This is a genomic window from Mesotoga sp. B105.6.4, assembly GCF_002896535.1.
In the GTDB taxonomy this organism is placed as follows: domain Bacteria; phylum Thermotogota; class Thermotogae; order Petrotogales; family Kosmotogaceae; genus Mesotoga.
On the sequence record NZ_JWIM01000034.1, the window covers coordinates 1 to 19,498 of the forward strand.

19 protein-coding genes are annotated in these 19,498 nt (G+C 44.5%); 12 read left to right on the forward strand and 7 right to left on the reverse strand.

Annotated elements, in window-relative coordinates:
- Window positions 1–676, forward strand: a 676-nt coding sequence (locus tag RJ60_RS07930; RefSeq protein ID WP_146028902.1) for an IS256 family transposase, incomplete at its 5' end; no start/stop codon positions are given.
- A gap of 469 nt (window positions 677–1,145) precedes the next feature.
- Window positions 1,146–2,324: a hypothetical protein gene (locus RJ60_RS07935; protein WP_108702520.1), complete on the forward strand. Its 1,179-nt coding sequence runs from the start codon at window positions 1,146–1,148 to the stop codon at window positions 2,322–2,324.
- On the opposite strand, the gene RJ60_RS07940 is transcribed toward RJ60_RS07935, so the two are convergent.
- The 6 genes from RJ60_RS07940 to RJ60_RS07965 form a co-directional block, all read right to left on the reverse strand.
- Window positions 2,321–3,025 (reverse strand): IspD/TarI family cytidylyltransferase, encoded by a 705-nt coding sequence (locus tag RJ60_RS07940; RefSeq protein ID WP_099829142.1) that lies wholly within the window; start codon window positions 3,023–3,025, stop codon window positions 2,321–2,323. The two genes, RJ60_RS07935 and RJ60_RS07940, sit on opposite strands and share 4 nt — an antisense overlap.
- Window positions 3,022–4,263 carry a DUF1015 domain-containing protein gene (locus RJ60_RS07945; protein ID WP_099829143.1) on the reverse strand — a complete coding sequence of 414 codons (1,242 nt, stop codon included), beginning with the start codon at window positions 4,261–4,263 and terminating at the stop codon, window positions 3,022–3,024. Before RJ60_RS07945 ends, RJ60_RS07940 begins: the two co-directional genes overlap by 4 nt.
- 3 nt (window positions 4,264–4,266) lie before the next feature.
- Window positions 4,267–4,695 carry an rRNA maturation RNase YbeY gene (ybeY, locus tag RJ60_RS07950; protein ID WP_099829144.1) on the reverse strand — a complete coding sequence of 143 codons (429 nt, stop codon included), beginning with the start codon at window positions 4,693–4,695 and terminating at the stop codon, window positions 4,267–4,269.
- Window positions 4,637–6,130, reverse strand: coding sequence for an HDIG domain-containing metalloprotein (locus RJ60_RS07955; protein WP_099829145.1), 1,494 nt, complete (start codon window positions 6,128–6,130; stop codon window positions 4,637–4,639). Before RJ60_RS07955 ends, ybeY begins: the two co-directional genes overlap by 59 nt.
- Window positions 6,096–7,073 carry a PhoH family protein gene (locus tag RJ60_RS07960; RefSeq protein ID WP_099829146.1) on the reverse strand — a complete coding sequence of 326 codons (978 nt, stop codon included), beginning with the start codon at window positions 7,071–7,073 and terminating at the stop codon, window positions 6,096–6,098. Before RJ60_RS07960 ends, RJ60_RS07955 begins: the two co-directional genes overlap by 35 nt.
- Window positions 7,074–7,142: 69 nt before the next feature.
- Window positions 7,143–8,459, reverse strand: a complete 1,317-nt coding sequence (locus tag RJ60_RS07965) for a sigma 54-interacting transcriptional regulator (RefSeq protein ID WP_099829147.1) — start codon at window positions 8,457–8,459, stop codon at window positions 7,143–7,145.
- Between the two features lie 198 nt (window positions 8,460–8,657).
- Here RJ60_RS07965 and RJ60_RS07970 point away from each other — a divergent pair, with 198 nt between their 5' ends.
- Window positions 8,658–10,388, forward strand: a complete 1,731-nt coding sequence (locus tag RJ60_RS07970; protein WP_099829148.1) for a phospho-sugar mutase — start codon at window positions 8,658–8,660, stop codon at window positions 10,386–10,388.
- A gap of 33 nt (window positions 10,389–10,421) precedes the next feature.
- Entirely contained in the window at window positions 10,422–11,189 is a 768-nt protein-coding gene (locus RJ60_RS07975) for a hypothetical protein (RefSeq protein WP_243392243.1), read from the forward strand.
- Here the strand turns inward: RJ60_RS07975 and RJ60_RS07980 are convergent.
- Entirely contained in the window at window positions 11,176–11,976 is an 801-nt protein-coding gene (locus RJ60_RS07980; RefSeq protein WP_243392244.1) for a PhzF family phenazine biosynthesis protein, read from the reverse strand. The genes RJ60_RS07975 and RJ60_RS07980 overlap by 14 nt on opposite strands.
- Window positions 11,977–12,146: 170 nt before the next feature.
- On the opposite strand from RJ60_RS07980, the gene RJ60_RS07985 reads away from it, so the two are divergent.
- The 8 genes from RJ60_RS07985 (at window position 12,147) to hisS (ending at window position 19,490) form a co-directional block, all read left to right on the forward strand.
- Window positions 12,147–12,593 (forward strand): ferrous iron transport protein A, encoded by a 447-nt coding sequence (locus RJ60_RS07985; protein WP_099829150.1) that lies wholly within the window; start codon window positions 12,147–12,149, stop codon window positions 12,591–12,593.
- Between the two features lie 8 nt (window positions 12,594–12,601).
- A complete protein-coding gene (gene feoB, locus RJ60_RS07990) occupies window positions 12,602–14,551 on the forward strand; it encodes a ferrous iron transport protein B (RefSeq protein ID WP_099829151.1) in 1,950 nt (649 codons plus the stop codon).
- Window positions 14,548–14,943: a hypothetical protein gene (locus RJ60_RS07995; RefSeq protein WP_099829152.1), complete on the forward strand. Its 396-nt coding sequence runs from the start codon at window positions 14,548–14,550 to the stop codon at window positions 14,941–14,943. Before feoB ends, RJ60_RS07995 begins: the two co-directional genes overlap by 4 nt.
- A 77-nt stretch (window positions 14,944–15,020) precedes the next feature.
- Window positions 15,021–15,626: a response regulator gene (locus tag RJ60_RS08000; protein ID WP_099829153.1), complete on the forward strand. Its 606-nt coding sequence runs from the start codon at window positions 15,021–15,023 to the stop codon at window positions 15,624–15,626.
- A gap of 3 nt (window positions 15,627–15,629) precedes the next feature.
- Window positions 15,630–16,082, forward strand: coding sequence for a TrkA family potassium uptake protein (locus RJ60_RS08005; RefSeq protein ID WP_099829154.1), 453 nt, complete (start codon window positions 15,630–15,632; stop codon window positions 16,080–16,082).
- On the forward strand, window positions 16,079–16,738 hold the full coding sequence (locus tag RJ60_RS08010; protein ID WP_099829155.1) for a TrkA family potassium uptake protein: 660 nt from the start codon (window positions 16,079–16,081) through the stop codon (window positions 16,736–16,738). The genes RJ60_RS08005 and RJ60_RS08010 overlap by 4 nt, the downstream gene beginning before the upstream one ends.
- Window positions 16,739–18,223: a TrkH family potassium uptake protein gene (locus tag RJ60_RS08015; RefSeq protein ID WP_099829156.1), complete on the forward strand. Its 1,485-nt coding sequence runs from the start codon at window positions 16,739–16,741 to the stop codon at window positions 18,221–18,223.
- Window positions 18,216–19,490 (forward strand): histidine--tRNA ligase, encoded by a 1,275-nt coding sequence (gene hisS / locus RJ60_RS08020; RefSeq protein ID WP_243392245.1) that lies wholly within the window; start codon window positions 18,216–18,218, stop codon window positions 19,488–19,490. The genes RJ60_RS08015 and hisS overlap by 8 nt, the downstream gene beginning before the upstream one ends.
- The last annotated feature ends 8 nt before the right edge of the window (window positions 19,491–19,498 follow it).

The window sequence follows — 19,498 nt, forward strand, 5'->3', positions numbered from 1 at the left end:
AAGGAAGAAAGCACTCTATATAGCCTTAGGAGTATCCCTAAATGGCCACAAAGACATTTTAGGTATGTGGATAAGCGAAACAGAAGGAGCAAGCTACTGGCTAAGCATTCTAAACGAATTGAAGAATCGCGGAGTTGAAGACGTAGCAATCTTCTCAATAGATGCATTAAGCGGAATGGAAGAAGCCATAGAGGCTGTATATCCATTCTCAGAGGTTCAGAAGTGCATAGTTCACCAGATAAGAAACACCATGAGATATGTAACCTGGAGGGATCGTAGACCTCTCGCACGCGATCTAAAGACAGTTTATCAGGCACCAACAAGAGAGGCGGGATGGAATGCATTGCTTGCATTAGAAGAGAAGTGGGGTGACAAATACCACTTGTCAATAAAAAGCTGGAAGGAAAACTGGGAATCTCTCTCAACCTTCTTTCAATATCCAGAGGAACTGAGAAGATTGGTTTATACAACTAATCCCATTGAATCAGTTAATAGACAACTGAGGAAGGTAACGAAGAATAAGGGAGTCTTTCCTACGGATACTTCTCTCTTAAAGATGGCTTATCTAGCAATAATAAATATAACAAAGAAATGGACAGTAAGAACCCTTGAATGGTCAAAGATCCTTACTCAACTTGTGATAAAGTATGAAAGATTAGCTAAGTACATAAGCTGATTCTTAAACCCATTACAAAAAAGGGGTTTACACAAAAAAAGAGACAGAACCTGCACGGGATCTGCTCTTCCTAACCAAGTCTCGATAACCCGCTTCTATCAACCCGATCTTTCTAACCCGCACTTAGTAACCCGTTCCTAGACTAGGCTCTTCCGGCCGGCGCAAGCCGGACTGGCCTGCGCAGCAGACTGGCCTTTGCGAAGAAAAGACTGGCCACCGAAGGTGACTGGCATTTATTTCCCTCCTGCGCAGCAGCATCACTTCCCCGGATGCTCCTCCGGGCATCACTTCCTGGGATGTACTTCCCAGCCTCACTTCCCGACGAAGTCGGCCTCGCCTCCTGCCGAAGGCAGCATTGTGTCTTCCAACTGCTGTCTCACATGCATTACGTCCATAAATCAATCTTGGTATAATCAAGAATCGCGATAATGTCTGGAATTCTTGCAGCTTCTGCAGGGGAGGTGAGTCTTTGAGATCGAAAGTGGGTAACGCAACCGTCTATGCTATTCTTGGAATTCTTTTGGGAACTCTTGCTCTTTTAGACTATCTCTTCCCGTTGAATCACATGCCCGTACCTGACGGACCTCATAAGGTCGGTTTTCGTTCTTTCGAAGTGACGAATCCCGAACCGATTGGAGTTGCTGGAATAAGCTACTCGGATTCAACGAAGATAGGTCTGGATATCTGGTATCCGGCAGATGAGATTTCCGGTTATGAAAGAAAGGGTTGGATAGACAATGATCCGATTATCTTTGAGGGGTTCGAGATAATGACCGGTTACCCGAAGGGACTGTTCGAGCATCTATACCGAGTACGAACTAATTCGTTCATAGGCGCGCCTCCATCCATGAACTCGTCTGGCTGGCCCATTATCATATTGCTTCTCGGTTGGTCGTCAATAAGTGAATTACATACCTCCCTGGCCGAGTCCCTGGCTAGCAGCGGATATCTTGTCGCAGGAATAGAGCACCCGGGCGCCTGTGCAGTAGTGACATTTTCGGACAATAACGTCTACTATTTTTTGGGAAACGACCTTCTTGACGGTTTGCCTGAAGGCACAAGAGAGAATAAGCTCAGGTTTCTGTCGGAGTATCTTTCTCGTGATATAGACTATGTAATTGAGTTTCTAAAAGAGATGAATGAAGATCCTTATTCAGATTTCTATGAAAGATTGAATATGGAGGACATCGGTCTCTACGGCCATTCCGGAGGCGGGAGCGTTGCCTTACGGTACGCGCTTTCAAACGAAGAAGTTCCGATGGTCCTGGCCGATCCTACCCTTGAAGGCTTCACCATTGAGGAATTGGTTTCAGGGCTTTCAAATCCAGTATTATTGATGACTTCAAGTGAATGGGAATCCGGTGTCAATGGCGAGTTTCTTTCAATGGTTTCGAAAGATTCTGCCAAATCGAACTACAACTTAAGCATAAGCGGCATGAGACATGTCGACTTTGCAATGGTCAGAAATCTCTCTCCACTAACTTACTTCTTCGGCGAGACAGGAAGGTTCATGAACAAGAGAGACGCGGTAAATTACCTGGACAGCGCGGTGAAGTTCTTCTTTGATAGTATCTTTTTCGGAAGAAGCATAGAGGCGCTTTTCAAGCTCTCGGATTCCGTGCCCGAATTCTCTTTGAGTGAGTATTAGTCTCTTCTATTGAAGTCATATTCTCTATTTATCAGTAGCTCGGCCATTTTGAAGTCGAGAGGAGTAGTTATCTTTGGGTTTGGAGCGATCGAGTCGACAGTAACCACTCTGCCGCCAAATCCTATGAAAAGTTGCGCATCATCAGTTGAGCAATGAATCCCTTCTTCGGCTGCTTTTCTGTGTGCCTGCAGGATTTCGCAGAACGTGAAGGTCTGTGGGGTCTCTGCCCGTCTGAGATTACTTCTATTAGGAACGTCGACCACCACTTCATCTTCCACCAGATAGACTGTATCTGTTGCTTTCTCAGTTACTACGACTCCCGTTCCGGGTGTAATAAGTCTAAGGATCTCCGGAATTTGCTCTTTCGAAAAGAAAGGTCTTGCTGCATCGTGGATCATGACTATCTCTGGTCTGATTGTTTCGCAGAACAAAAGCCCGTTTTGAACTGACTCTTGCCTTGTCTCTCCTCCAGAAACTACACTTACTGAGTTTATTCCTCTTTTCTCGAGAATCCTCCTTGCCTGACCTAGCCAGTCTTTGTGAACGATCAGCACAATGAAATCAACATAAGCAGATCCGTGAAATACTTCCACGGATCTGACGAATATCTCTTTTCCTGAAAGAGGCATAAACTGTTTTGGAAGAGAGGAATGCATTCTCAGTCCTAGACCGCCTGCTACTATTAGAGCCCCAGTTTTCATCTAAGTAAATGAACCACAAGTCCACTGCGCAGTTTTGGTTCGAACCAGGTTGATTTCGGAGGCATTATCCTTCCCTGATCGGCGACAGCCAAAAGCTCCTCCATCGAAGTGGGGAACATTGAGAACGCGACCGCCCAGCCATTCGCTATTCTGTTCTCAAGAGCCTTCAGTCCTCTTATTCCTCCTACGAAGTCGATTCTGGAATCCTCTCTTGGATTGTCAATTCCAAGAATGGGATCGAGAAGATTCTTCTGAAGAATGTCTACATCGAGGCTTGAAACAGGATCGCTTTCATCAAAAGTACCCTCTCGGGCCGTCAATCTGTACCACTTGCCTGTCAGACACATTCCAAATTCGTGTCTCTTAAGAGGCCTGTATGGAATATCGGGAGCTTCTTCAACATCGAAAGCCTTGCTTACCTTTTCGATGAAATGCGATTCGGTCATGCCGTTCAAATCCTGAACGACTCTATTGTAGTCCATTATCTTTAGATGAGAATGGGGAAACGCAACGGCCATGAAAAAGTTGTATTCTTCGTTCCCAGTATGTGCTGGATTTTCCTTCTTGAAAAGCTCTCTTACCCTGGAAGACGAAGCTGCTCTGTGATGACCATCGGCAATATACATGCACTCGACACTTGAAAACGCAGCTCTCAGTTCATCGACTTTCTCTCTTTCCTTTACTGCATAAAGTCTATGTTCAACATCATTTTCATCGATAACACGCATTGATAATGGCAGTTCCTTGGAGTATCTCTGAAGAATCGTCTCAAGCCCTTCATTTGCTCGGAACGTCAGGAAAACCATGCCCGTATTTGCACCGGTGGTTCTTATGTGTTTAACTCTGTCCTCTTCCTTGTCCTGCCTCGTTAGCTCATGTTTCTTTATGAGGTCTTTCTGATATTCATTTACACTGGCTCCTCCAACCACTCCGATCTGAACGTGGTCTTTCATCTTCTGCCAATAGATGTAGTACATCGGCTCATCTTCCTGCACGAGAATTCCATCCCGGATCATTCTATCAAGGTTATCCCTTGCCTTCAAATAGATCGTGTCGGCGTAATGATCGGTTTCCATTGGAAGGTCGATTTCTGCCCTAATCACATGCATGAAACTCTCGGGACTCCTCCCGATCTCTCTCGCTTCTTCAAATGAAACAACATCGTATGGTGGGCAGTTCACCTTTTGCGCCATTCCTTCTGCAGGTCTTACTGCTCTAAATGGTCTAAAATCAGACAAAGCCTATCCCTCCTTAACAAAGCGCGTGAAATAACCTTTCTGGAGATCAAACATCTCTTCTCCACCATTATCGTATCCTTCATGAGTGTACCCTAGAACATGTAGGACGCCGTGAATGAGAATGTAGTATAGTTCTTCCTCAAAAGAATTGTCGAACTCAGCAGCTTGCTCAGAGATTCTGTCAAGCGAGATTACTATATCACCAATAGTTTCCTCTTCCAAGCCATACTGGAAAGAAAGAACATCGGTTGATTCATCTTTGTTTCTGAATTCCCTGTTTATGCTTTTGATTTCCGAATCGCCCGTGAGCAGAATGTTCAGTACCCCCGGATTTTTATCACCAAGCTCTGCTCTTATTACTTTCTCCGCGATGTCAACTACTATGTTCTCTTCTACCTTCCTCTGTGTCTTGTTTTGTATCAGAATCTCCATTGATGGACACCACCTTTTCGGTAGCCTCTTTAGGGTATTCAATTCTTGGCCGATTCATACTCATTAGAACTCTAGTGAAAGCTTCAATGATCTTCTCAAGATCATCGAGATCTAATCCACTTTGATCAAGCTGCCTTTCATTGTAGATACCGTTGACGACCTCTTCAACAAGCTCTTGAGTCTTTGCGGGAGTAGGTTTCTTTATACTCTTGAACGCTGCTTCAACGGAATCCGCCAGCATAATTATCCCAGACTCCTTGAACTGCGGCTTCGGACCAGGATATCTGAAGTCATCGCTTCTCTCTTCCTGACCCATCGTCTTGGCTTTGTGAAAGAAGAATTTCTTTATTCTTGTTCCATGATGTTCTTTTATTACGTCCTCTACAAGAAGCGGAAGCCTATACTTTCTAGCCTGTTCGATTCCTTGCTTCACGTGTTCATTTATAACGAGATTTGACATTGATGGCGTGATATTGTCGTGAGGATTTGTCCCCTCTTGCTGGTTCTCAGTGAAGTACTGCGGACGTTTCGACTTTCCGATGTCGTGAAAATAGGCTGCTACTCTCGCCAGTATGGCGTTTGCTCCTATCCTCTCCGCGGCAGCTTCAGAGAGATTTGCAAGGGAGATGCTGTGATAGTAGGTCCCTGGCGCGTATATCGACAGATTCTTCAGCAAAGGATGGGATAAATTTCCGAGTTCCAGCAAACCCATATCCGAGTAAATCCTGCTTGCGTATTCGAGATAGGGTATTATTCCAATTACAATCACAGACGACAGAATGGGATTAGCAAAAGCTATTAACAGATCGACCACACGAATTGCCTCTCCTTGAAGTGACATTCTGATCCCATTTACCACCGTAAATATCAAGCTAACTTCGAAACCGGCTCTAGCGATCTCAATTCTTCTCTCTATAGCTCTTGTGGTAAGAGCTGTTGCAAGAACCACCACCGACAACAGTATGAATGTTTCAAGAGAGTTGTCGAGATTCGCAGATGCAAGGAAGGACATGAACAGACCGCTGCCAATCCCCTCCTGGTAACCAATCAGAACTGTCACAATTGAAACACTCAGAAAAATCGGTGTCATTTCCGGTAGAAGTGCTTCGTCTGCAAGAGAGGGTACAAAAGAATTCACAAAAACACCAAAAGAAACAACAGAAAAGAAAGTTATCCGATAAGCTCTATGAAGGTTGAAATACCTGTTATTTCTGACGGATCTCTCCGCGAATATGTACCATAAGATCGCCGAACCCACGAAGTAGAGAAATGGTTTTGAAGGAAGCGAAAGGAACGGCAATCTATTGAGCAGTGCTAGGAATATGGGAAAGACTACGAAATTTGTGAGATCTTTGACATTCAGAAGTCTCTCAAGAGGGAACTGAACCTTTGATATTTCACTATTCTTCGTCTTTTTCTTCTCGTTCATACTCATCGTATGCCTTTATAATATCCTTAACAAGAGGGTTTCTCACAACATCCTGATCGGTCAAATATGAGAAGCCGATCGTTTGGATATCTCCAAGCACTTTCTGAATGACCACTAAACCCGACCCTGAATCTCTAGGAAGGTCAATCTGAGTAATATCCCCAGTCACAACTACTCTCGAACCAAATCCAATTCTAGTAAGGAACATCTTCATTTGCTGGTAGGTTGTGTTTTGAGCCTCGTCAAGGATGATGAATGAGTTGTTCAAAGTCCTTCCTCTCATATAGGCAAGAGGGACGACTTCGATTATCGAACTCTCTCTGTAGTAGGCGAGTTTCTCAGCGGGTATCATTTCCATGAGTGCGTCATAGAGAGGTCTCAGATAAGGATCTACCTTATCGAGAAGAGTGCCCGGGAGATATCCCAATTTCTCTCCGGCTTCTACGGCGGGTCGAGTGAGGATTATCCTTTGTACCTTACCTGACTTCAGAAAGTCTACTGCCATAGCTACAGCAAGATAGGTTTTCCCGGTCCCAGCAGGACCAATGGAAAAGACGAGTTCTTTCTCCTTCATCGTCTCCATATAGTTCTTCTGCCCGATGGTTTTCGGTCTTATCCTGTTTGAAAGCAGTGTTGTTTCCTTTACTTCGTTGTAGACGCCCTTGAAGCTTCCCCCATCCTCGTCATACTGCAGGTGTTGATCTACTATATATTCAAACTCCCTCCACTCAACAAGGTGGCCATCTCTGCTTATCTGAACAAGTTCATCCACTATCTTTCCTGCAATATCTATTCCTGTTCCATCTTCACCTTTTATCCAAATCTCATCACCGATGATCGAAATTCTTACATCCAGCTTCTTCTGAATATACTTAGCTTTTCGATCATACTCTCCGAAAAGCTCGGCGACTTCAACCCCTGTTGGTAGACTGAGCTTTCGTATCGCCAAAAAAACACCTCCTACTCCAGAGATTATACATTAATATTTTCGCATAAGGAGAGTCCGATGATCGTGGTTTCACTCTTCTCCATCACTTCGTGTTGGATTATTGGCGGAGCTGTTAAGCTCAGCAAGGAGATCTCTGATCCTTCTTGTAGTCAAACCAAATTCCTTTGAGAGTTCGTTAATATCGTTTCCGAGGACTTCTGAACGTTGTTGGAGTAGTTCCTGAGAGGCGCTTTTATAGACTTCCTGGAGAAAGTCTTTGTAGGTTGTTCCGTTTACTATTCTAGCCACCATCGCCTCTTCGGCGAGAAGTTTGACATTTTTCGACATCGAAGAGTTTACGGAAGCTTGAACAACATCGTTGACCGCCAGATACTCTTCAACCATGTTGATCAACTCCCTGACGTTGCCTGGGTAGTTGTAGGTAAGAAACCTCTCCTTAAGCTCTTTAGGGATATTATCGAATTTTACAAGGTATCCCTTCTTCTCTAGAACGTCGTCAAAAATCAGCGGGATGTCCGTCTTTCTCTCTCTTAGCGGTGGGAGATCTATCTTCACTGCGGACAGTCTGTATCTTAGGTCATTTCTTAATGCAGAATCATCATATCTGTTCGTTGCCGTTATGAACCTAACATCTACCTTCATCGGTTTTGTCGCGCCTATTTTGAAGAACTCCCGGTTTTCTGTTATTGCAAGTATCTTGGCCTGCAGGTTCAGCGGCATGTCTCCGATCTCATCTAGAAATAACGTCCCGTAGTTCGCCTGTTCGATAAGACCAACTTTTTCGGAAGTTGCTCCGGTGAAGGCCCCCTTCTTGTACCCAAAGAGCTCGCTTTCCAGTAAGTTCTCCGGTATCGCCGCGCAGTTTATCGAATAGAAGGGCCTGGAACCTCTTGGAGAGAGCTTGGCTATTACTTCTGCAAGTAGATTCTTGCCAGATCCCGTCTCTCCGAGAATCATTATTGAGCCGTCATAAAACATAGTGAGGACCATCATCTTCTTCATCTGAAGAACTCTATTGCTTTTTCCGATTATCTTATCCAGGCTGCCGTCGATACTGGATACTATCTCCTGAACTATCTGCCTCGCACTCTTGTAGCTGCTGACAACGCGGTAGTAACCTTTGAACTCCTGCAGCTCTTCAGAATAACCCCTGATAATGAATGCCCGAATCGGGTTGTTGTTAATCAGAATTATGTTTGTGAATGCAAAGATCCAGTCGTTTAGAACATCTTTGCTGTATTTGCTTGCATCTATGAAAAGAATCGTCGGCATATCCTTTCCAAGACCGACCAGATAGTCGAAGTCGACATCAAACAGGCTTTCGAAATACATCTCGCACTGCATGGATTCAAGATTCTCTCCAACCATGATCTTTCTGTAGAGCAAAATCACACCCCCAAATTGTTAAGTGCCGCCTTAGTGATTATACAACGCATGCTTTTCCGTGATGGCATCAAAACACTCTTACTATTCGACTCATATAGGGAGATTTCTTTCAGCTGTAGAACTTGTATGCCGAAGATAAGCTATGCCAACCCGTAAGTTGTACTATATAATTAGTTAAAAGAGAAAAGGAGGCTTGATATGGATTACAAGAGCCGTTATCAGAGGTGGCTTAATAGCCCCGAAATCGATGGACCTACGCGAAATGAATTGCTCTCTATATCGAACAGTGACGACGAGATAAAGGACCGCTTCTATAAAGAGCTCGAGTTTGGTACAGCAGGTTTAAGGGGCAAGTTAGGCGCTGGCGACAACAGGATGAACAAGTACAACGTTGCCAGAGCAACGCAGGGATTGGCGAATCTGATTCTGACCGGAAGTCTTGAGCAAAGGGATAGAGGTGTTGTAATCGCCTACGATTCCAGACATATGTCAAGAGATTTCGCTGAAATTGCTGCATCGGTACTTACAGCAAATGGAATAAAAGTCTACCTCTTTAATGATATAAGGCCAACACCGCTGCTTTCCTTCTCCGTTCTTACACTCTCAACAGTAGCGGGAATTATGATTACCGCCAGCCACAATCCAAAAGAGTACAATGGGTACAAGCTATACTGGGAAGATGGGGCTCAAGTACTGCCCGAAGTGGCCGACAAAGTCTACACCCAGATGCGAAAAACAGAGCTGTTTGTTGGCCCGAAGACGATCCCTCTAGAAGAGGCAAGAAGGAATGGACTGCTGGTTGATGTGGGTAAGGAGCTCGATGATCTCTACATCTCCAAGGTCTTGTCACTTACCCTTCGAGATTCAGAGGAGGAGCTGGACAAATCAATTAGAATCGTCTTCACTCCTTTGAATGGTACCGGCAACGTCATGATACGTCGTGTATTGAGAGAACGGGGCTTTAAGAATGTTTTTGTGGTTCCTGAACAGGAGAATCCAGATCCAGACTTCTCTACAGTTGGTTATCCAAATCCTGAAGATGTTAGGGCCTTTGCACTTGCTAGAAAGCTCGGGCTTGAAAAGAAGGCCGATTTGCTTCTTGCAACTGATCCAGATGCTGATCGTCTCGCAGTAATGATCAAAAAGAATGAGGACTATGAACCACTTAACGGGAATCAGACGGGGGCACTCCTCGTTTGCTATCTTCTTCTATCAATGAAAGAGAAGGGAGTTCTACCTGAAGATGGCTTCATCGTTAAGTCTATAGTAACGGGAGATATGGCGAAAACGATTGCGCAAGAGTACGGGGTAAGAACTTTCGAAGCGTTGACTGGATTCAAGAATATCTGCGGAAAAGCCATTGAAATTGAAGAGGGTGGAAAGGGGAGATTCATATTCGGATACGAAGAAAGCATAGGTTATGTCACGGGAAGCTTTGTAAGAGATAAGGATGCCGTTTCTTCATCCATGCTTCTTTGTGAGATGGCAGCTTATTTCCTAAAGAGAGGAAAGTCATTGTTGAACGTACTCGATGAGCTATATGTCAAATACGGTGTCTTCTCGGAGAAGCAGATATCAATAATTCTTGAAGGCGTATCGGGACAAAAGAGGGTCGACAGAATTATGAAGGAGTATAGGATGGAGTACCCCGTTAAGATAGGCACTTCGAGAGTGGTGAATTACATAGACTTTCTGAGCGGCGTTAATACTGATCTTCGTACCGGAAAAGCGAGCGCAACGAAGATTCCAATCTCCGATGTCATTAAGTTCATCTTCGATGATGGTTCATGGTATGCGATAAGACCGTCGGGAACAGAGCCCAAACTGAAGGTTTACATCTATGCTAGAGCGAAAGATAAAGACGAGGCGTTAACTAAACTAGTAAGAATAGAGCAATTGGTACTTGAGAAGATAGAGTCCATACAATGATCTGATTCTTCTATCTGGACTGGAGGTAGTGGCTTGAAAGTATCTAAAAGCACAATAATGATCTTCCTCTCGATATGGGTCTTCTCATACATCCTTGCGGTGATCCTGACGGAAATCATTTCCTCGAACAGCAATGGATATCTGCTCTCTGCGATTTCGAGGAGCCTTCTGTGGCCAATTCTAATCATTGCACACTTTCTTTTCGTAAGGAAGTTCGAAGAAACTGCTTTTGACGGCTTCTGGCTTGTCTCTCTCTATGCCATGCTTGCCGGTTGGATTCTCTTCGCTGCAGTAAATGTGGGTAGCGCATTGCTGATTCTATCAATTCCGATCGTCTTCCTGTCCTTACAGCTCTTCAGGCTGAGCAAGATGAACTACGGCAACTTGTTGAAGCATATCAGATCAAGCTTCCTTGGAAGTCTCACTTTCTCATTAAGTCTTGTAATTCTTGTCTGTAGCCTTTCTTTCTTCTTTTCTTCAGAAGCTACCTCTGTCTTGCTTTTGTTCGCTCTGCTTATCCCATCGGTACTCCTCACCCATTTCAAGGCAGACGTCTTATCGGGAAGCGTCTTCGCATGGTTCTCTTTTGCAGTTGGAATGGCGAACAGGGGAGCCTCTGGTCACATAGCGGTCGCCGGCTTCTCTCTTGGACCAATTTTCATGCTTTTATCTATCTTCTCTTCTTTACTGGCAAGTGAAGATCCATCTAAAAAGGTTTTTGCAACGGTGAATCCAAGAAAGCCAGTAGATGAAGATGATCTCAGAATTCAACTGGGCGCCGACAGGACTAGATCGAAATAGTGCCCCTTATTAACGTGACTGCTTCTCCCAGGATTAAAATCCTGTTTTCCTCCAATAATCTGAGCTCGATTTCTCCCATTCTAGAAGAGAGTTGACAGGCCTTGAGAACTCTCTTTCCGAGTTGATTGGACCAGAAAGGACCTAGAACTGTGTGAGCAGATCCGGTTACCGGATCTTCGTTTATGCCTACCCATGGAGCGAAATATCTAGAGTAGAAATCATATCTTTGGTCGCCGGGAGATGTAACGATCAAACCCTTGACTTCAATACCAAAGTCCATCTTCTCAAGAAGATTGAAGTCCGGCAAAATCGCTTCGAGCTCAGAGATTGATGGTATGAAGTAGAGAAGTTTTTCCGTTGCGGGTGAATAGTAGCCTTTCCCTTTCACTCCGATGATACTCTCCAATGCATCATCGATTGGTACCCTAACTGGATTATCTGAAGGGAAATCCATCTCTATCTTTCCATCGACATACCGAACCTTCAGTCTGCCGCTTAGAGTCTCATAGAAGATTTCTCCTTCTATTCCCAGCTCGGTGAACTGTACCCAGGCAGTAGCAAGAGTGGCGTGCCCGCACATTTTCACTTCAGTCTTAGGAGTGAACCACCTCAACCCAAAAGTATTACTCTTCGTCAAAGGATTCACAAAAGCAGTCTCGGAAAGATTCATCTCAGCCGCAATGTTAAGATACTGCCTCTCTTCAATTTCCTTTTCAAGTACACAGACCCCTGCAGGATTTCCACCGAAAGGCACTCCCGTAAATGAATCTACCTGAAAGATCTTCAACAATCTCCCCTCCTTCTGCCACAATTATACGTAGTTGATTCACTCCTGTAAAATCCACTTAGGTCATTGGGAACGATCCACCTGGATTCTTTTCAGATCGTTCACTATGCAGCGGTAGCCGTTTAATGATACAATCTTATTGAGACAAATTCTCAATAATGGTGATTTCGATGGTTGTTCCACTGTCAAGAATGTGCGAAGGTGAAAAGGGCAAAATCAGAAAACTAGAGCTTCCCCCGATAACGAGGGAGCGGTTATGTGGTCTCGGTTTTGTTAGCGGCGAGGAGATACAGCTGATCAAAGTCGCTCCTTTTGGTGATCCAAAAGTCTACAGAATAAAGGGCACAGATATTACTCTTAGAGATGATATATCCATGTGGATACTTGTAGAGACATCTTCAATTTCTCTTTCATACGCTTCCAAAGGAGATTACTTGGTAAGTCTCATAAACGGTGGGATGGGATTTAGAGAAAGGCTGCGATTGCTGGGGATCGAAGAAGGCAAAGGACTTACAGTAATCGATAATCTTGGAAGGCGGATTGAAATCAGCGTAAAAGGCAATTATGCAACGCTTTCGAGAGGTCAGGCGATGCGAATCATAGTCAGGGAGAGATAAACTTATCCGTGAAAAATCAGCCAGATAGAATCGATTCAAAGGAAATTACCGTAGCGCTTCTAGGAAACCCAAACGTTGGAAAGACAAGCATATTTAACAGTCTAACCGGCTCGAGACAGGTTGTTGCGAACTGGCCCGGTGTTACTGTTGAAAAGAGAGCCGGAGTGATGAGGCATCACAATCACACCATAGATGTTGTTGATCTGCCAGGCACTTACACTCTGGGTGCCACCAGTCTTGATGAAAAAATAGCCAGGGATTTCCTTGTGAATGAGAAGCCTGGTGTCGCAATAGTCATAGGTGATGCCGTCAACCTGGAAAGAAGTCTCTATCTTCTTCTTCAAGTTCTTGAGCTTCGCGGAGATGTAGTTCTTGTAGTAAACGCAGTCGATGAAGCGAGGAAAGCAGGCTTTGAGATCGACAAGAACGAGCTTTCGAAGCAGCTTGGCATTCCGGTTGTCGTTACCTCGGCGGTCACAGGCGAAGGTATCGAAGAGCTGAAGAATACTCTTGTGAAGAGCACCAAGAGCAGCAGCCATGTCCACTATCTTTTCTCCGATGAAGTGGAAGCTCACCTTAGGGATCTATCAGAGAGAATAAAGGGAAACCCTTCTCTGGCCGGGTTTGACGAACGTTGGCTTTCGATAAAGCTTCTGGAAAAGGACTATGAAGTTCAAAAAATAACGGGAATAACTCTGGACTACGACTTCTCTGTGGAAATCGCTGAAACTCGCTATAAATATATAAAAAGGATCCTTTCCACATCAGTTAAGGGTAAAGAAAAGATAGGGTGGAATTTTTCCGAAGCAATAGATCACGTTATGACTCATAGATTTCTTGGGATTTTGATATTCCTTGCGGTTATGTACATCGTCTTCCAGCTGACCTTCACTATCTCAGGACCCTTATCGATCGTGATTGAAGAACTGCTCGGAGGCCTCGGCCGCGCATTTGGCGGCTTCATCGGCGTAGATTGGCTTCGCTCTCTCGTTGTTGAGGGAATAATAGGAGGCGTTGGAGCCGTTTTGGTTTTCGTGCCTAACATTTTCATACTTTTCCTAGCGCTTGGAATTCTTGAAGAAACCGGCTACTTGCCTAGAGCTGCCTTTGTCATTGATAGACTAATGTATTCAATGAAACTCAGCGGGCGCTCCTTCATGTCTATGCTCCTTGGATTTGGATGCAATGTTTCATCTATTATGTCGACAAGATCGATCTCTGAACCAAAAGAGCGAATAGTAACCATTCTTGTCTCGCCGTTTATCTCTTGTAGCGCGAAGCTTCCAGTCTATGTTTTGATTGCAGGCACCTTCTTCGGCGCAAGAGCCGGTGTAGTGATTTTCTTTTTGTACGTTTTAAGTATTGTTATAACGGTCCTTTCCGCGCTGCTGATCAACAAGCTCTTCTTCAAGGGCGAGCCCTCCACGTTGATAATGGAGCTTCCACGTTATAGAAAACCGAGGCTAAGTTCATTAATTCTCTATACCTGGAACAAGGGGCGTCACTTTCTCGAAAAGGCTGGTACGATAATACTTGGCGCCTCTGTTGTAATATGGTTTCTCAGTTACTTTCCCTCAGAAGGGACAGGGAGTTTCGCAGCCATGATTGGGAAATCACTTGAACCGCTCTTCATACCCCTGGGTTACACGTGGGAAATGATAACCAGTTTGGTTTTCGGAATAGCCGCGAAAGAAGTCATCGTTTCATCGCTCACAACGTTCTTTGGAAATCTTAGCGTCTCAGGAAGCTCTCTTGGTGCTATAAGAACGTTGATTACCCCTGAAATAGCTTTGAGTTTCCTAGTTTTTGTACTTCTGTATGTTCCGTGCATGCCAACACTTGCTGTGATAAAGAATGAAACCGGAAGCTACAAGTATGTATTCTTCTCCGTCTTCTACAGTCTTACAGTTGCCTATACTGTTGCACTAATCGTAAGAGTAGTTGGGGGATTCCTATGAGAGGCAGGTCGATAACATTCTGGCTTATGTTCGGTGGAGTACTCTTTGCAGCTCTCGCGATAAACTCATTTTTCGGATTGCTTCTGACTGATCGCGATCCGTTTCTTGCCATCATCATTGGAATAAACTCCGCTATCTACTTTTTCGGAATCGCTGAGAAGAAAAGCAATGTAAGAAAACGGTATTCGCATCTGTTGGTTGGAAGCTTCTTCTCCTATGTGCTCTCAATATACCAGGTTCTTGTGGTGTTTAGTGTCTGGCTCGAGGGATTACTGATCTCAAGTTGCCTATTGACTATTGAGGTATTGAACCTCCCTCTCATTGTATCAGGCTTTGCAATATCCTTTCTTTTTGACTTCGCAAAGAAACAAATCGAGACAAACAGTTTCTAAGAATTCCATTTGTGGAAACTCTCAAACACTATTTGAGCTTAATGTGGTAATATGATTTGTGTTGTGGAGGTGATTGCATGGCACTCGTTTACGTGGTCGATGACGAGCTGAATGTCAGGCGAATTGTCAAGAAGACCATGGAGAACGAAGACAATGAAGTCCATACTTTCGTGACTGCCGAGGAAGCCCTGGAAGAGATTGAGAAACGAAAGCCAGACCTCCTATTCACAGATCTTAGCTTGCCTTCTATGGATGGAATTCAATTCCTCCAGGAACTTAAGAATAGAGCATATTCAATTCCCGTAATAGTAGTCTCGTCAGACATATCTCCCGAATCAATGAGAAAAGCATTTAAAGCGGGAATAGTGGATTTTCTAACCAAACCGTTCACACCTCAGGAAATCAGAGATGCGTTTGAACTTGCCTTGAGAGAAGAAGACAGTATCTATAAGCGCGCGAGGGAAATCAGAAGATTGATCGAAGATGGCCAAACCGCCAAGGCCGAATCACTGATGAGTGCCCTATTCTCCGACTTCCCTGGGTCACCATTCCCCCACTTTCTTTATGCACTGCTGGTGGCCAAAGATAATCCAAAACTTGCTGCAAAACATCTTAAAGCCTCACTTTCTCTTGATGAGGCTTTCAAAGAAGCTTCTGAAGAACTGAAGAAGCTGGAGGAGTAAGAGATGCCTTTCATGAAGGGTGCAATCAAGAAGGATGAGTATTACATCGTTATCTTCGGTTGCGGTAGACTTGGATCGAGAATGGCTAACTGGCTCTCTTCAATGGGTTGCAGTGTGGTTGTCGTCGATAGAAACGAGTCTTCTTTCAATGCGCTCTCGTACGAATTCACAGGATTCAACATAATGGGCGACGCAACAGAACTCGATGTACTGAAGGAAGCCAAACTTGATAAGGCCGACGTTGCCCTCGTTCTCACTACGGATGATAATACTAACTTGATGATCTCAATGTCTGCCAAAGAGTACTTCGAAGTTCCAAGAGTCGTGGCAAGAGCTTATGATCCGAATAACATCCAGATGTTCTCCGATTTTGGGATAGAAGTTATTTGTCCAACACTGTTAGCAGTTGAAAGCATCAAGAACGCGTTGTACTTCATCGGCGGTGACGACAAATGAAGATCGTGCTTATCGGGGGCGAGAAGATCGCTTATCACCTGGCAAGGAGATTTCTGAGTAAGGGTCATAACGTGATGATGGTTAATAAGAACGATCGGTTTTGTGACGAAATGGCCAAGAAACTTCGTGCGGTGGTCGTAAGAGGCGATGGCAGCAAAAGATACATTCTTGAGCAACTAGAGCTTGATCGATCGGACCTCTTTGTTGCTTTGACTCCTAATGATCAGGACAATCTCGTTGCGTGCCTAACGGCCTCCAGAGTCTATGGTATCGAGCGCCCGGTAGCTATGGTGAATGATCCAGACAACAAAGCAGTCTTCGAAAAGATGGGAATAAAAAGTGTTGTAAGCCCAACGGAAATACTGGGCGTTGCTCTTGAAGATAGCCTCTTCAGAGAGCATATTACGAACCTCCTTCCTTCTTCGGAGAAAGTCTCGATTCTAAGGATAGAGATGACGGACAAGTCCCCAATAATCGGAGAAGCTATCAAGGATATCCCTCTTCCGGACGAAAGCGTCATAGGTGCGATTGTCAGGGATGACGAAGTGGTCATTCCAAGAGGTAATACAATCATTGAAAGGGGCGATGTTCTTCTAGTTCTGAGCAGTCCAACCGTTCAATCTTCAGTCTTTGAAACTCTCCTGGGAGAGGTGTAGATGTTTCAAAACATTCTGAAGCAAAGATATAGGCTTGTTTTCGGATACTTGGGGAATCTCTTCATCTTCTTCCCGATACTATTGCTGATTCCCTTGTCATATTGCATTTGGAATCCCTCCACATTTGCCGAGAGTCTTTCCTTCATCGTAACTGCGTTTCTGAGTTTTGTCATGGGACTTGTTCTTAAAATGACAATGCGAGTTAAACCTGGCTCCGCAATCACAGTTCAAGAGGGCGCGATAGTAGTCCTCTTCTCCTGGATAATCGCAATTCTACTGTCTGCCCTTCCTTTTGTTATCGGGGGTTATCTAGACTTCACACAGGCAGTTTTTGAGTCGACAAGTGGTTGGACAACGACTGGTCTAACCCTTGTGGACGTTGAAAAAATCCCCGGAACGTTTCTGCTTTGGAGAAGCTTGATGCAGTACTTCGGTGGAGCTGGCATTGCAATCATAATGATGTCCGCGATTCTCGGACCTTCGGGGCTCGGTCTTTATAAGGCCGAAGGACGAATGGATAATCTCGTTCCGAATATAAAGAGCTCCACGCGAACTATAGCAGTGATTTACGGTTCATATGCACTGGCAGGAATCGCGATGTACGTGCTAGCTGGAATGAATGTCTTCGATGCTGTAAATCATTCTTTGACGGCTCTGGCAACTGGCGGATTTTCGACTAGAACCGGATCAATAGGGGAATTCAACAGCATCTTCATAGAAATAGTCACTATAGTGTTGATGATACTGGGTGCCACCGGATTCGGAATACATTATGCATTGTGGAAGAGGAATTTCAGAGCCTTCTGGAAAAACGGTGAACCGAAACTGATGTTCGTAATTCTTGCTGTTTTCACACCTCTTCTTATGACCGGTACTCTTACGGTGGTTTACTCATCGGGCGCAGAAAGATTTCGGCACGGCCTGTTTCAAACTGTTTCTGCTCTAACAGGTACCGGTTTCTCTACCGTGGACTTTGTCCCTTGGAATCAGTTCGGTATCTATTTGATAGTTTTGTTGATGATTTTCGGTGGAGACCTTGATTCAACCTCGGGAGGCCTCAAGCAATACCGTTTGTTTGCTCTGATCATGATTCTCTGGCTCGAAATCAGACGCTATTTCCTTCCAAAGGATGCGCTTCTCAAACAGGAGATATGGAAAGGTGAAACAAAAAGGTATATCGACGATTCACTGGTCAAAGAGATTCTGTTGGTCTTTTCATTGTACTTCTTCACTTATGCAGTCGGAACAGGAATATTGATGTCATATGGAAACTCGATGGCTCTTTCTGTCTTTGAGTTTGCTTCGGCATTGAGCACTGTTGGCCTTTCGGTAGGTATAACGTCCCCCGGAGCACCGGCCGGACTCCTATGGACCGAGACGATAGGAATGTTTCTCGGAAGGCTTGAATTCGTTGTCGTAATATATGCTATAACTAAACTACTTAGAGATGGAAAGATCATATTCAGAAGACGGAGGAATGCTTAAAGTCATGATTACAAGAATAAAGGGAACTCAGGACATATCTTATGAAGACATTGGATACTGGCATTATGTTGAAGAGGCCATAAGGAATATATCTCATAAGTACGCCTTCACTGAAATCAGAACGCCAATCTTTGAAGCGACTGAACTCTTTCAGAGGAGCGTGGGTGAATCTACCGACGTTGTCCAGAAGGAGATGTACACATTTGAAGACAAAGGCGGCAGGTCGATCACTTTGAGACCCGAAGGAACGGCAAGCGTGGCCAGAGCATTCATCGAAAACTCTTTTGTGAACCTCGGGTCGCCTATTAAGCTCTTCTACAACGGGCCGATGTTTCGCTACGAAAAGCCACAAGCCGGTAGACTAAGGCAGTTTCATCAGTTCGGCGCGGAAATACTTGGCTCTGAAAGTCCCTTGGCAGACTTCGAGATAATTGAGATGGCTTACAGCTTCCTCAAAGAATTGAGATTGAACAAAGCGAAGTTATTCATAAACTCTATCGGCTGTCCTAAGTGCAGAGAGGATTATAAGACGGCTCTCAAAAAATACTACAGTGACAAGCTTCCGGAAATGTGTTCTGACTGTCAGCGTAGGTACGAAACGAATGTCCTAAGACTTCTTGACTGTAAGGTTGATAGAGAAAGGGTTGCAGGAGCCCCCAGTATTCTTGATTACCTCGACGTTGACTGTAGAAGTCACTTTGAAGAGCTTCAATGGTACCTCGATAAAGCAGGTATTCAGTATGAGGTTGATCAATTCATGGTCCGCGGACTAGATTATTACAGTAGAACTGCCTTCGAAGTAAGGTCCTCTTCTTTAGGTAGCCAGGATCAGTTAGTCGGTGGGGGTAGATACGACGGTCTTATTGAGTACATTGGAGGAAAGAGCTGCCCCGCAGTTGGTTTTGCGATAGGTCTTGAGAGAATTGTAATGCTTCTCAAATCGGAAAACTCGAAAGCCGGTATCCCAAGAGGCTCAGAAGTTGCAGTTCTTACCTTTGGAAGAGAAGAGAGTGTTAAAGGATTCGATTATGCCAGAAGGCTCCGGAAAGCTGGGGTCTCAACTTACGTTGACGTGATGGAAAGAAACATGCGAAACAAAATGAAACATGCTGCAAGAATCGGAGCGAAGATCTCTCTGATTATCGGAAAGGAAGAAATCGAAAGAGATATAGTGACCGTCAGGGTAATGAGTGACGGGTCGCAGTTTCAGGTAGATAGCGACTATATGGTTGACTACGTGGTCGATAAGCTAAGAGATATTACGTAAAACTGCCA